Below are 14,056 nucleotides of genomic sequence, written 5' to 3'. Positions count from 1 at the left end.
AAAAAAATGTATGGAACATTGGGATCATTATTGGTTGAATCGAAAAACTGTAACCAGTTTTGCCAACAGTGGTTATGATACAGGCTACGCAGGGCAGTTAGCGCAATTTTGGCAAGATACCTTTGCTGGGTTAGCTGGTAGTGCCGTTATGTTAGATCTTGGCTGTGGTAATGGCGCATTAAGTTTACTCGCACTAAGAAGTGGTAAAGCGTCTACCATATTAGCTGTTGATTTCGCGGCTATTGATCCTTGTCAGCTCTTCGCTGATGATCACGTGCTGTTAACTGAGCTAAAACAGATTAGTTTCCACCCAAGTTGCAAAATGGAAGCTTTACCCTTTGCTGAGCACCATGTTGATTTAGCAATCAGTCAGTTTGGATTTGAATACTCCGATATCACACAATCCTTACCTGAGCTTTTTAGAGTGCTTCAGCCTAATGGTAAAGCAGTTTTGTTGTGTCATGATGCGGCTTCTGAGATTTCGTTGCTGTGTAAAGCGGGTATAACGGTTTTAAATGAGTTGCTCAAAAAGGGTTCATTAATTGATCAATTGATCGATTATGCTGTGCGTTTTGCAAAAACAGATGCTGTGCAGCTCGACGCTAGGCGTGAGTATAACAAAAAACTTATTATGGCCTTTCAGCAATACAGAATGGGCTTAAATGACATGCAAGCCAGTTTTTTCAACGACATAATTGGCCCATTTGTGTCTTTGATGTCCAATCAAAGTGAATTAAATGTTTGTGATTTTGAACATTTAAAAAAGCAATTAGGATTTGAGCTAACAAGAATAGCAGATCAAGTACAAGCCGCTTATAGCATTCAGGATATAAGACGATTTAACGATCACGCTGTAAAAGCTGGATTTAATGCCGATATTCACCCGTTTACGTTAAATAATCTGCCTTTTGCTTGGGCGATTACTCTTAAGCGAACCTAAGAGGTTTGTATTAGAACCACCCCAAAAAAACTTATTAGAAAAAAGTTCACTTTTTTGCGATAAAAAGCGGGTCAAATGCTTGACCCGTTTTTTTTTTGCTGCATATTATTGGGTATGACTAAGTAGGTACACCTAATTAGTCGGTAATTAGAATAAATAATATCTAAAAATAAATATCGAGATACCTTACAAAGGTCATCCAGGGAGTTCAATTATGTTCACTAATAACAAGCTTAGCAAAGCCGTGCGTTTAGCTATGATGTTTGGTGCTGCCTCTACCTTAGCCTTAGCGGGCTCAGTAGCAGCACAGGAAACTGATGAAGAAGAAGCCAAAAAAGATGAAAAAGCCGAACGTATTCAGGTTGTCGGCTCACGTATTCGTACCGATGGTTTAGACAGCGCTACACCTGTTACTATTATTAGTGCGTCTATCGCGCAAGAACAAGGTTTAAACACCTTAGGTGAATTACTACGTACTTCTACTATCGCTGCAGGTTCTGATCAATTAATCTCTGCATACTCAGTGGGTTTTGTTACAGCGGGTGGCTCTGGCGCTGAGTCTATCTCTCTGCGTGGTTTAGGTTCTAATCGTACCTTAGTGTTATTAAACGGCCGTCGTGCTGGTCCTGCGGGTGCCCGCGGTCAGGTTTCTGCATTTGATATGAATGCGTTACCTGTTTCAGCCATTGAGCGTGTTGAAATTTTAAAAGACGGTGCTTCATCACTGTATGGTTCTGATGCGGTTGCTGGGGTAATCAACATTATCACCAAGCGTGATGATGCAGCCAATGTCACCGTATCAGGTAGCAAGCCATTTGAATCAGGTGGCGAGACTTATCGTGTTAACGGTACTTATGGTTCTACTTTCGACCGCGGTTCATGGCGAGTAATTGCTGACTATAACGTTAACACGGGTTTAGTCCGCGATGATCGTGAATATTTTAACTGTAATACCCGTTTATTATTTGATGCGCAAACAGGTGCTTTAGCGGATCCTATCGATCCACGTACTGGTGAAGCGCATTGTAATGGTACCGGTTATGGTTTGTTTAACCTTTCTGGCGGTCGTTTCCAATACGATTACAATAACTTTGGTTTCCCTGGTGCGGGAAGTACCTTTACTTCTCCTGGTACACCTGCAGCAAACCGCCCATTAACTGCACCAGCTGGCTGGTATTATGCGGGGTGGAATAAAGAAACAGATGGTTGGTTAGATGGTCAACATCCGTTCCAACGCGGCGCTACTATGATTCCTGAATCAAAAGTAGGTTCAATCTACCTGCAAGGCGATTATGACATCAACGATAAAGTGTCAATGTTTGGTGAGTTTTTACATAGTAGCCGTAAAACAGAAGTTAACAGCGTACGTCAGTTATTCTCGCAAGATCCAGGCGGTGGTGGTTTTATTCCCGTAACTTTCATCCCTGGTTGGTCAGGTACAGCTTCTGTGCTACCTGTAGCCATCAGTAACCACTTTAGCAATGATACAACCATTGACTATACTCGTGGTGTAGTAGGTTTTGAAGGCGAATTAGATGATTGGTACTGGAACTTCTCATACCAAAGAACCTTCAACAACGGTACTTATCGTCAAGATATCTTCATTCGTGATGCCGTATTAAAATCACAACGTGTGTTACGTGGCGAAGCATGTGAAGGCTTAACACCTTTATCTCAACGTCCATGTTATGCAGTAGAGTGGTTTGATAGAGATTTCTTAAACGGTAATCCAAGCCAAGGTGCACGTGATTTCTTATTTGGTGAAGAAACCGGTAATACTTACTACAAACAAGATACTGCCGATTTCTATGCCACTTCAGATTTATTTGAATTACCAGCAGGTATGGTGGGTGGCGTATTTGGTTTAACATATCAAACCGACTTCATCAAAGATACCCCAGGTATGGAGACGCTGCGTGGAAACTCTGCTGGTTTAACTGGAGCAGGTATTACTACAGGTCGCTCTAATACTAAAGCGATTTACAGTGAATTTGCTGTGCCACTTTTACGTGATTTACCCTTCGCCCAATCTGTTGATTTAACAGTGTCAGGCCGTTGGACTGATGTGAACACCTATGGTAGTGGTAATACTTATAAAGCCGGCCTGAACTGGTCAATTACTGACAATTGGCGTATTCGTGCTTCACGCGGTACATCATTCCGCGCGCCAGCACTATTTGAACTGTTCTTAGACAACCAAACTGGCTTCATTGGTCAAACGGCTGATCCATGTGTTAACTGGGTAGAAAGCACCAATGAATTATTAAAAACCAACTGTCAAGCTGCGGGTATCCCTGCAACTTACGTGGTTGGTATCGGTTCGAGTATGACTGCCATTACCGGTGGTGGCCAAGGCCAGTTAGATGCTGAAACATCGGTATCTAAAGGTATCGGTATTGTGTTTGATAGCGATGACAGTGTATTTGCTGCCTCGGTAGATTACTATGATGTTGAAATCCGTGATCAGGTTTCAAACGTGGGCGGTGCTGCGGTATTAAACCAATGTTACTTCTCAGAGAACTTTGCTAATGAACCGTTCTGCCGTCAAATTACCCGTCGTCCAGGTACAGACGGTGACTGGGGTGTTGCAGTGGTTCGTGGTGGTTACTTAAATACCGCTAAGCAAACAGTGCGCGGCATTGATTATGCTGTGACTTACCGTGACACCTTCTCGTTTGGTGATTTACGTGTACGCTTAGAGCATACTCAGCAAATTGAGCGTAACTTCCAACAGTTTGCTACTGATCCAGAAACACGTTTTATTAACCGTATCGGTAACCCTAAACAAGTTGGCACGTTACAAACTAGCTTGAGACGCGATGATTGGCGTTTTAACTGGACTATGAATTACTTTGGTAGTACAGCTAACTACAACACATTTGTTAATGGTAACCGTACAACATATCGTGGTACACCAGTTACTTTCTTAGCCGAAACGCCAACCTATATTCTGCACGCGTTCTCTGCTAATACTACCTTAGTTGATAACTTTGATATCACCTTTGGTGTGGCAAATGCGTTTGATAAGCAACCACCAATGGCTAGCCCTGCCGCTTCTAACGTAGTGGGTAATGTACCATTATTTGCATCACAGTTAGATTATTTAGGTCGTCGCTTCTTTATGACAGTGTCTTACGATTTCTAATCGTAAAAACACGTTAAAGTAGCTTTTTAAAACCCTTACTACGTGTAGTAAGGGTTTTTTCTTTTCAGCTTACTCACTTTGCGACTTTTCAAAAGCCTCCAAATTCATTACCATATAGCCCTCTGTTGATGTAGATCAATGATTAAGCGGTGTAGTGATATGGCAGACGAAAACTTTAAAGACTCGTTAAACGTAAAACAGATCATAGTGTTTATCATTTTTTTTGCAGGTTTATTGTGTCTAGCGCCCATCTTGCGCTGGTTCCAACTGTTATTCTGATGCGCGAAGCACCAGCTGAATAGCCGCCGCTTGGGCGGCTTTTTTATCGGTTTTTCAAGAAAGGGTTCAAAAATGAATGAGCATGTGCTGAGTGCTGAATTAAAACAGGTAATCAAGACTGTTGAAAACTACCCTAAGCCAGGGATAACTTTTCGCGATGTTACCAGTTTAATGCAAGATGGTCCCAGTTTTAAAAAAGTGATTGATGCTTTTGCTGCGCAATATCAAGGGCAGGGGATCACGAAAATTATTGGTACTGAATCGCGCGGCTTTATTTTTGGCGCGCCTTTAGCCTATGCCTTAGGTATTTCTTTTGTACCAGTGCGCAAGCCCGGTAAGCTTCCACGTGAGCGTATTTCTCAGGCATACACGCTTGAATACGGTGAGGATGCTTTAGAGCTGCATGCTGATGCCATTGTGGCAGGGGATAAAGTATTGTTGGTTGACGATTTACTGGCAACGGGCGGTACTATTGATGCTACCGTAAAATTAGTTCGGCGTTTAGGCGGCGAAGTGCAAGATGCCGCCTTTGTGATTGCGTTACCTGCTCTGGGTGGTGTCGCGCGTTTGCAAGCGTTGGATCTGAATATCTTTAGTTTGGTTGAGTATCAGGGCGAATAAGTTTAGGCTAGCAGCCATTAACAGCGATTCAGGACAGCCGGCATGAGTTATCAAGTACTAGCAAGAAAATGGCGGCCTCGGCAATTTAGCGAGTTAGTGGGGCAACAACATGTTAAAACGGCGCTGGCTAACGCGCTTACCAGCAGCCGTTTACACCATGCATATTTGTTTACAGGAACTCGCGGTGTCGGCAAGACAACAATTGCCCGTATTTTTGCGAAAAGTTTGAATTGTGAAACCGGGGTTACGGCAACGCCGTGTGGCGTATGTAGTGCGTGCTTGGAAATTGACGCAGGCAATTTTGTTGATTTGATGGAAATTGATGCGGCCTCGCGCACCAAAGTAGAAGATACGCGTGATCTGCTTGATAACGTGCAATACGCGCCAAGCCGAGGTCGTTTTAAAGTGTACTTAATTGACGAAGTACACATGCTGTCACGTCACAGTTTTAATGCCCTGCTAAAAACCTTAGAAGAACCGCCACCTCATGTTAAGTTTTTGCTGGCGACCACCGATCCGCAAAAACTGCCGGTTACTGTGTTGTCTCGTTGTTTGCAATTTAGCCTAAAAGCATTAACGGTAGCACAAATTGAACAGCATTTAGCGCACGTTTTAACTGCTGAAAATATGCCTTTTGACGCAGCGGCTCTTACGTTGTTAGCTAAAGCGGCTAAAGGTAGTTTACGTGATTCGTTAAGTTTAACCGATCAGGCAATCGCGCTTACTAACGGACATATCACTCTTGAGCCTATTAGGCAAATGTTGGGCTTATTAGATACTAGTTGGTCTGTACAATTGCTCGCGGCCTTACTTGCCGCTGATCTGCCGCAATTACAGCAGGTGTTGCATTCGCTGTTAGCACAGCAATCTGATTACCAGCAAGTATTAGACGATATGTTAGGTTTGCTTCATTTAACGGCACTAACACAATTGCAGCCTGCCGCTGCCGCCTTAAGTGAGCAGGCAGAGTTTATTCAACAGCTCGCGTTACAGCAAACACCTGAAGCGGTACAGCTTTATTATCAATTATTGCTCAGCGGTAAAAAAGATTTACCTTATGCGCCTGAACCGCTGATGGGCTTAGAGATGGCCCTATTAAGAGCGATGGCTTTTGTGCCCAGTACAATGGCGGCTGCTGTGTCAGCTGCAACACCATCTGCGGTGCCATCTCCGTTGTCATCTGCATTGCCAATCATATCATCTCGTCCAACACAGGTTGCAGCCACCACTACAGCAACGCCAGTATCAAACGATGTTAACCTAACAAGTGAGCCCGAGGCTGAAACCGCGTTAACGCCAGCGACGAATACTGACATCGCAGATGCTACGCTGCATAGCAGTGGTATTGATGCTGGAACGGCGCGGATCATGCAGCGTCGAGGGGTAGTCATTCCCACGGTAACGCAACCGTTAAAGCCACCGTCAGCTGTCTTGTCAACGCCGTCTGTATCCTCTACAGCGGTTCAATCGCCCGCTACAACACATACTGCTCATGGTTCAGTAACCAGCGAGCCTTCTCTACAGGTTGCTCAAGATAATATCGTTGCTACAGAAAAAAAGTTTGAGCGCCAGTCGGCGCTACAACAATCTGTACCCGCTCGGCATTTGACTCATCAGCCTTTGCATGAGCAATCATCAGGCGTCATTGACACCTTTATGCCGAGCACTGAATCACCGCCTTTCTCTGCCGATGCAGAGGGGTATGAGCAGCAGGATGAGTCAGTCAGTTTTGCCGATCAACAGGCACTGAGTGAAGCGTGGTGGCAACAACAACATTTTGAGCCTTTACCAACAGATGACACAGATGTTTTAGATGAACAACGTTTTTCTATTCGCTTTGCGGCACAAGTTGATGCGTGGTCTCGACTGATCGAGCAGTTACCTGTTGGCGGTTTAATGCGTTTATATTTGTTGCACAGTGCTATGGCGCAAGCACAAAACACGGTGACGCTTACGGTGGCGCAAAGTCAGCAACACCTAGATAAAGGCGAGTTTAGGCAAACGCTTTACACCGCCATTAGCCCCGTGTTTGCGGCTGGATTTACGTTGGTGATTGATTATCAGCACGAGGTCAATGACAGTCCAATTAGGATCCAACAACGTATTGAGTTAGAGCGTAAAGAATATGTTAGTCGTTTAATGCAGCAGGATCCCATTGTACAAGCGCTTCAGCAACGTTTTGCCGCGCAGCTACAATTAGAGACGCTGCAAGTGAATTAACCTTGTAATTTGCGGCTTGAGTTATTATCTTGTCGCCATAAATCTACAGCTATCAGATAAGAGAGAGTAATTATGTTTAAAGGCGGTATGGGCAACATTATGAAGCAGGCGCAAGCCATGCAAGAAAAAATGCAAAAAGTACAGGCCGAAATTGCCAATATGGAAGTGACTGGGGAATCAGGCGCGGGTTTAGTCAAAATAACCATGACGGGCAATCACAATGTACGTCGGGTACATATTGATGAAAGTTTAATGAGCGATGATAAAGAAATGCTAGAAGATCTGATTGCGGCCGCGCTAAATGATGCCGTGCGTCGGGTAGAAGAGAACAATAAAGAGCAGATGGCTAAGGTAACGGGTGGCATGCAATTACCGCCTGGCATGAAACTTCCTTTCTAATTTAGGGCTTACAACGCATGGCAAAGCTCCCACCGCTGCTGCAGCAATTGATTGATGCCCTCCGTGTTTTACCGGGGGTTGGGCCAAAATCTGCGCAAAGAATGGCGTTCCAATTGTTAGAGCGTAATCGCCAAGGTGGAGCGAAATTAGGGGCGGCCTTAACCGCAGCAATGTCCGGCATTGGCCAATGCCAACAATGTCGGACTTTTGCCGAATCAGATTTGTGTAGTATTTGTAGTGATCCCCGACGCCAGCAAGCCGATACGTTATGCGTAGTAGGCTCTGCTGCTGATCAACTCGCGATAGAGCAAACGGGACAATTTAAAGGTCGTTATTTTGTCTTGATGGGGTACTTGTCCCCCTTAGATGGTGTAGGCCCTGCCGCGTTAGGGTTGGATCAATTCGCAGCATTATTAGCACAGAAACAGATTAACGAGGTTATTCTGGCGACGAATCCTACGGTTGAGGGCGAGGCTACGGCTTTTTATATTGCCGAATTATGTCAGCAATATGGTTGTAGTGTAACCCGTTTAGCGCAAGGTTTGCCCGTTGGCGGCGAGCTAGAATACATTGATGGTACCACGCTGGCGCACGCCCTAAGCGGCCGGAAACGCTTTTAACGCAACAACTTGTCTTATCTAAATATTTCATGCTTTTGTTTCGCGCTTGAAATCTCATTTCTTAACCCCATATCCAGTGCAGCTAAAGCTCAGGATGCGCACTAAGGCGCTTACTGAACCCTTGTTATAATAGGTTGAGGAAAAATAAAATGAGTGATACCACTGCCCACGCTGGCCAGAAGCAAACTCATGGCTTTCAGGCGGAAGTAAAACAATTACTGCAACTGATGATCCATTCGCTGTATTCAAACAAAGAAATTTTCTTGCGCGAACTGGTCTCAAATGCCTCAGATGCGGCTGATAAACTGCGCTTTATGGCGCTATCAGATGGCAGTTTATATGGCAATGATGGCGATCTTAAAGTTCGTATTAGCCTAGATGAAGCGGCACGTACTATTACCATTAGCGACAACGGCATTGGTATGGACGAAAAAGACGTTATTTCCCATTTAGGTACTATCGCTAAATCAGGAACTAAAGAGTTTTTCTCGCAATTGTCGGGCGATCAAAGCAAAGATTCTAAGTTAATTGGTCAATTTGGTGTCGGTTTTTATTCTGCGTTTATTGTGGCCGATAAAGTGACCGTTCGCACTCGCAAAGCCGGTTTACCTGCTGATGCCGCAGTTGAATGGGAATCAGCTGGTGAAGGTGATTATACGTTAACACCGATTGTGAAAGAGACGCGCGGTACCGAAATTGTGCTGCATTTACGTGAAGGTGAAGACGAGTTTTTAAGTCGCTGGAAAGTAGAGAGCATTGTTACTAAGTATTCAGACCATATTTCGATTCCGGTAGAAATGTGGCAAGAAGGCACGCCAGAACGTGAAGAAGACGGCGAAACCATTGCGGCGACTGAAGGACAGTTTAAAGCCGTAAACAAAGCTACTGCGTTATGGACTCGCGATAAATCAGACATTTCAGATGAAGAATATCAAGCGTTCTATAAGCACATCACACACGATTGGAATGAGCCGTTAAGCTGGAGCCATAATAAAGTTGAAGGTAATGCCAACTACACCAGCTTATTATATGTGCCGAAAAAAGCCCCGTTTGATATGTGGAACCGCGAAGCCAAACATGGTTTAAAGCTATATGTACAGCGCGTGTTTATTATGGACGATGCTGAACAATTTATGCCGAGTTATTTGCGGTTTATCAAAGGGGTATTAGACTCTAGCGATTTACCGTTAAACGTATCACGCGAAATTTTGCAAGATAACAAAGTCAGTCAAAGTTTACGTAAAGGCTGTAGCAGCCGCGCGTTAAAAATGCTGGAGAAGTTGGCAAAAGATGCTGAACAATATGCGCTATTTTGGCAAGAGTTCGGTCAGGTATTAAAAGAAGGCCCGGCCGAAGATGCCGCTAATAAAGACACCATCGCAGGGTTATTACGCTTTGCTTCTACCCAAAATGACGGTAGCGAGCAGACTGTTGCACTGGCTGACTATGTTGCGCGGATGAAAGAAGGTCAGGATGAAATTTACTTCCTAGTAGCCGACAGCTACGAAGCCGCTAAGCACAGCCCGCATTTAGAAGTCTTCCGCAAAAAAGGCATAGAAGTGTTACTGTTGTCTGATCGGATTGATGAATGGTTAATGCAGCATTTACCTGAATTTGATGGTAAAAAACTGCGGTCTGTTGCTAAGGGTGGCTTAGATCTGTCTAAATTAGACGATGAAGAAACCAAGCAGGCGCAGCAGCAAACTGAAGAAGCGTTTGCCAGTGTCGTCGCGCGTTTTAAAACGGCCTTGGGCGCTCAGGTGAAAGACGTAAAAGTGAGTCATCGTTTAACCGACAGCCCTGCGTGTGTGGTTACTGATGAGTACGACATGAGCACGCAAATGATTAAGCTGATGGAATCAGTTGGTCAAAAAGCGCCTGATGTGAAGCCGATATTCGAATTAAATCCTGAGCATCAGTTAGTCAAACATATCGCTGATGAGCAAGACGAAGGACGGTTTACACAATGGGCAGAAGTGCTGTTTGAACAAGCCTTACTGGCTGAGCGGGGCAGTTTGAAAAACCCCGCAAGCTTTGTAACACGGTTAAACAGTTTATTGCTCTCTTTAGCTAAGTAACACTTTCCCTTTTTAAGCTCATTTATTGTGGATAATCAATGATCCATGATAAATGAGCTTTTTCGTTTTATCCTTCCTCGTAAAAACTCCGCTATACTTAATCCGTCATTATAATAATTATACAGGTGTAATATGGTGCAGTACTGGCGTGGTCTTCGGCTTGGGGTGCGGTTAACTCTGGTTATGGTCAGCTTATTTCTGGTAGCAATTGTCTCGCTCACCAGTTTAGTGTTTGTAAATTATAAAACGTCGCAGACAGAGGGCGTGGTAACTGCGCTGAATAGCTCGGCAGAGCTTAATGCGAAAGCCTTTACAGAATGGCTGTTGGTACGCCAAGAAGAAATGCGATTACTCGCTACCTTGCCATCTATACAAACCTTGGATATGCCATTAGCTACAGAGTTGATGTTGCAATTAGCACAAAACAGTGGGTTTTATGACACGATTTTTGTGGTCGGTCTAAACGGTACAGGTCTAGTGGGTGTCAGTTTTGCAGACGGTGTTGCTAAGCCTCTCTCAGAGACTGAGGCTAATAACTTTAATGTCGCTGATCGCGCTTGGTTTCAGCAAGCGATTGCAGGTCAAAATGTGTTTTCACAGCCAGTGGTATCGCGTGCAACGGGACAAACTGTTAGTACAGTCGCTATCCCTATTCGATATAACAATCAAATCATTGCGGTAATGCGTGGTGCGGTTAAGCTTGAGACTATTTTTAAAAAAGTGAATGAGCTAACCCACAATGCTTATACTGAAATCTATTTAATTGATTCAGAAGGTGTAGCGCTCTCTCCGGCTTCTTCTGTGCAAAACACTACCCGTCTTGACACGGATGCGGCAATAGCCGCCAGAGAAAAACAAAGCGGTTCTAGTTTATATCTTAATGCCGTTAATGATCCTGTTATTGGCAGCTATCAATTTATGCCAATGTTAGGTTGGAGTTTAGTGTTAGAAAGCCGCCAGTATGAAGCCTTTAGTGACGTTCGGGGGATGTTATGGACGTTATTGTCGGCTGCTGTGGTGGTATTGCTTATTGCTTCTGCGATATGCATGTGGATAGTGAATGGTGTAACAAAAACACTTGGGGGAGAACCCGAGTATGCGGCATCTGTTGTGCATCGTGTTTCTGAGGGCGATTTGAGTACGTCGATTAAGGTTGCAATGGGCGACCAACACAGCCTATTAGCCTCTATAGCCGTGATGCAGCAAAAGCTAAGGCAAATGATGACAGAAGTGGGGACTTACTCTGATCAAGTTGCTGCAGCGTCGACAGAGTTGTCGCAAATTAATCAGCAAACCAGTGAGGGAATGCAAGTACAAAATACCGAGATTAGTAATGCGGCTGTGGCAATGAATGAAATGACCAGCACCTTACAAGACGTTTCGCGTAATACGCAGCAAGCGGCTGAAGCCGCCACTAATGCAGAGCAGCAAAGCCAAAAAGGTCGAGATGTTGTGGGAAATACCTTACGTGAACTCAATACCTTATCTGAAGATGTGAGTTCTGCCGCAGGCATTATCCGCTTATTAAAACAAGACAGCGATCAGATAGGCAGTATTTTGCAAGTGATAGAGAGTATTGCTGAGCAAACCAACTTACTGGCCCTGAATGCGGCTATCGAAGCGGCCAGAGCGGGGGAAAGTGGTAGGGGGTTTGCTGTGGTTGCGGATGAGGTACGCACCTTAGCCAGCCGTACAAAAGACTCAACGACCGAAATTAAGCGGATGATTGACAAATTACAGCAGGGGACAGAACGGGCGGTAAAAGCGACGGAGAGCAGCGAATTAGCAGCGAAAAAAACCGCAGAGCGAGCTAGTGCGGCTGAGCAAGCACTTTTAGCAATAAATGAGGCAGTTATCTTAATCAGTGGTACGACACATCAAATTGCGACCGCTACGGAGCAGCAAACAATTGTTTCGAGGGATATTAATCAAAACTTCCATTTAATCAGTGATGTAGCCTATCAAACTAACGAAAATGTTAAGCAGTCTGCTCAAGCCAGTTCTTCTTTGTCTGCCTTGGCTGAGCAACTACAAGAGTTGGTCAAACGGTTCAGACTTTAGTCTGATACCGCCGGCAATATGGGCAGTTAATTGTCACTTTTTGACCTTAGTGAACAATTATTACCTGAGATGGCGCTATCAGGCAGGCTATCGACTAAAGGCGAGTAACTGCGCCTTCTCAGGTAGCACCAGTTGACAAAATTCTTGTTTCAAACGGCGCATTATGCAAAGATTAGATCTGATAAAAATTACAGATTAATCCCAGAATACGAGGATAGACGCTATGCGCATAATTTTGTTAGGAGCCCCTGGTGCCGGGAAAGGAACTCAGGCCCAGTTTTTGATGAGCAAATACGGTATACCGCAAATATCAACCGGCGATATGCTTCGTGCTGCGATCAAAGAAGGCTCAGAACTTGGCCTGGCAGCAAAGAAAATCATGGATGCGGGGCAACTGGTGTCAGACGATTTAATTATCGGTCTGGTCAAAGAGCGTGTAGCTAAGGCTGATTGTGCGAACGGCTTTTTATTAGATGGTTTTCCACGTACGATCCCGCAGGCTGATGCGATGAAAGATGCGGGTATCGATGTTGATCACGTGATTGAGTTTGATGTTCCCGATGATGTCATTGTTGAGCGCATGAGTGGGCGTCGCGTGCATCCCGCGTCTGGTCGTGTGTACCATTTAGTCTATAACCCCCCTAAGGTTGCCGGACAAGATGATGAAACAGGCGAAGAGTTAGTGATTCGTGCTGATGATGTTGAAGCCACAGTGCGTAAGCGTTTGGCCATTTATCACGAACAAACAGAATTGTTAGTAGGGTATTATCGCAAGGCCGCTGAACAAGGCCAGACCCACTATCATCACCTAGATGGCACCCAAGCTGTTGATGCGGTAAGTCAGCACCTAGTTAAGCTATTAGGCTAACGCGTAAGGTTTAGCTGCTTGTTAATCCGGTAATATGTGGTTGCTTAACTTAGGATTGTAAGCTAACCACAAATGATTTTACTAAGCATCAGCAATATTTAATAACGTGTTTAAGAAAGGCCAGCAATAGTGTGCTGGCCTTTTTTTTAAGAACCAATCACGCCTTGTAACGCTTGCAGAGCAGCGGCATAATCGGGCTCTTGCGCTAATTCAGGCACCATTTGCTGATAAGCCACTTTGCCTTGGTTATCAATAATAATAATGGCCCGTGTCAACAATCCCATATCTTTAATCAATAACCCGTAATTACTGCCAAAGTCACGCCACACGGCGTCGGATAAAACGGCCATAGCTTCAACTTGTTCTTGCTGACAAAAGCGTTTTTGTGCAAAGGGAAGATCTGTGGAAATGGTCAATAAAACGACATTATCAGGCAGCTTACTGACTTCTTCATTAAAGCGCTTAGTTTGGATAGAACACACGCCAGTATCAATACTAGGCACCACACTTAGCAAAATGGTTTTGCCGCTAAAGTCTGCTAAAGATACCGCTTTAAAGTTATTGTCAACCACTTTGAAGTTGGGGGCTTGCTTACCTGTTTTTAATTCTTTTCCTAGTAAGACCACTTGTTGGTCGCCCGCTTTAACTGTGCTGACACGGGAAGGGAGTTTATCTGTGGTGTCAACCGCAAAGGTGTTAAAGCCGGTTGCACTTAAATACAAGACAACTAGTAATTTGCTACTATTTTTAAAATTTAAAAACATTTTGCTGCTCCAGTGGTAAATCAACGTTATGATAAGTTAAGACCGCCGCAATGCGAGAAAG

General features: G+C 44.5%; 10 protein-coding genes. 9 read left to right on the top strand and 1 reads right to left on the bottom strand.

Going from position 1 to position 14,056, the window contains the following annotated elements:
- Nucleotides 1–10: 10 nt before the first annotated feature.
- From IE070_RS02020 to adk, 9 genes are all read left to right on the top strand, one after another.
- The gene (locus tag IE070_RS02020) at nt 11–940 is read left to right on the top strand and encodes a class I SAM-dependent methyltransferase (protein ID WP_189479918.1); all 930 of its coding nucleotides are present in this window, start codon (nt 11–13) and stop codon (nt 938–940) included.
- Between the two features lie 214 nt (nt 941–1,154).
- Nucleotides 1,155–4,085, top strand: a complete 2,931-nt coding sequence (locus tag IE070_RS02015) for a TonB-dependent receptor plug domain-containing protein (RefSeq protein ID WP_189479916.1) — start codon at nt 1,155–1,157, stop codon at nt 4,083–4,085.
- Between the two features lie 351 nt (nt 4,086–4,436).
- Nucleotides 4,437–4,985 (top strand): adenine phosphoribosyltransferase, encoded by a 549-nt coding sequence (apt, locus tag IE070_RS02010; protein WP_189479914.1) that lies wholly within the window; start codon nt 4,437–4,439, stop codon nt 4,983–4,985.
- Nucleotides 4,986–5,027: 42 nt separating this feature from the next.
- A complete protein-coding gene (gene dnaX / locus IE070_RS02005) occupies nt 5,028–7,205 on the top strand; it encodes a DNA polymerase III subunit gamma/tau (protein WP_189479912.1) in 2,178 nt (725 codons plus the stop codon).
- A 72-nt stretch (nt 7,206–7,277) separates the two neighbouring features.
- Entirely contained in the window at nt 7,278–7,604 is a 327-nt protein-coding gene (locus tag IE070_RS02000; RefSeq protein WP_189479910.1) for a YbaB/EbfC family nucleoid-associated protein, read from the top strand.
- Between the two features lie 17 nt (nt 7,605–7,621).
- Nucleotides 7,622–8,224 (top strand): recombination mediator RecR, encoded by a 603-nt coding sequence (gene recR / locus IE070_RS01995; protein WP_189479908.1) that lies wholly within the window; start codon nt 7,622–7,624, stop codon nt 8,222–8,224.
- Nucleotides 8,225–8,373: 149 nt separating this feature from the next.
- The gene (gene htpG, locus IE070_RS01990) at nt 8,374–10,302 is read left to right on the top strand and encodes a molecular chaperone HtpG (protein WP_189479906.1); all 1,929 of its coding nucleotides are present in this window, start codon (nt 8,374–8,376) and stop codon (nt 10,300–10,302) included.
- A 132-nt stretch (nt 10,303–10,434) separates the two neighbouring features.
- Nucleotides 10,435–12,363 carry a methyl-accepting chemotaxis protein gene (locus IE070_RS01985; RefSeq protein WP_189479904.1) on the top strand — a complete coding sequence of 643 codons (1,929 nt, stop codon included), beginning with the start codon at nt 10,435–10,437 and terminating at the stop codon, nt 12,361–12,363.
- A 223-nt stretch (nt 12,364–12,586) separates the two neighbouring features.
- Complete coding sequence (gene adk / locus IE070_RS01980; RefSeq protein WP_189479902.1) at nt 12,587–13,231, top strand: adenylate kinase; 645 nt, start codon at nt 12,587–12,589, stop codon at nt 13,229–13,231.
- A gap of 146 nt (nt 13,232–13,377) precedes the next feature.
- Here the strand turns inward: adk and tpx are convergent, their stop codons facing one another.
- The gene (gene tpx / locus IE070_RS01975) at nt 13,378–13,995 is read right to left on the bottom strand and encodes a thiol peroxidase (RefSeq protein WP_189479900.1); all 618 of its coding nucleotides are present in this window, start codon (nt 13,993–13,995) and stop codon (nt 13,378–13,380) included.
- Nucleotides 13,996–14,056: the final 61 nt, after the last annotated feature.

The organism is Alishewanella tabrizica (assembly GCF_014652375.1).
Lineage (GTDB): Bacteria > Pseudomonadota > Gammaproteobacteria > Enterobacterales > Alteromonadaceae > Alishewanella > Alishewanella tabrizica.
Note: the sequence above shows the minus strand (reverse complement) of the source record. Positions and strands in the feature narration are given on the sequence as shown.

Bases quoted from the DNA above. Each gene is read 5' to 3' on its own strand.
- IE070_RS02020 (WP_189479918.1), top strand. From the start codon at position 11: ATGGAACATTGGGATCATTATTGGTTGAATCGAAAAACTGTAACCAGT.
- IE070_RS02015 (WP_189479916.1), top strand. From the start codon at position 1,155: ATGTTCACTAATAACAAGCTTAGCAAAGCCGTGCGTTTAGCTATGATG.
- apt (WP_189479914.1), top strand. From the start codon at position 4,437: ATGAATGAGCATGTGCTGAGTGCTGAATTAAAACAGGTAATCAAGACT.
- dnaX (WP_189479912.1), top strand. From the start codon at position 5,028: ATGAGTTATCAAGTACTAGCAAGAAAATGGCGGCCTCGGCAATTTAGC.
- IE070_RS02000 (WP_189479910.1), top strand. From the start codon at position 7,278: ATGTTTAAAGGCGGTATGGGCAACATTATGAAGCAGGCGCAAGCCATG.
- recR (WP_189479908.1), top strand. From the start codon at position 7,622: ATGGCAAAGCTCCCACCGCTGCTGCAGCAATTGATTGATGCCCTCCGT.
- htpG (WP_189479906.1), top strand. From the start codon at position 8,374: ATGAGTGATACCACTGCCCACGCTGGCCAGAAGCAAACTCATGGCTTT.
- IE070_RS01985 (WP_189479904.1), top strand. From the start codon at position 10,435: ATGGTGCAGTACTGGCGTGGTCTTCGGCTTGGGGTGCGGTTAACTCTG.
- adk (WP_189479902.1), top strand. From the start codon at position 12,587: ATGCGCATAATTTTGTTAGGAGCCCCTGGTGCCGGGAAAGGAACTCAG.
- tpx (WP_189479900.1), bottom strand. From the start codon at position 13,995: ATGTTTTTAAATTTTAAAAATAGTAGCAAATTACTAGTTGTCTTGTAT.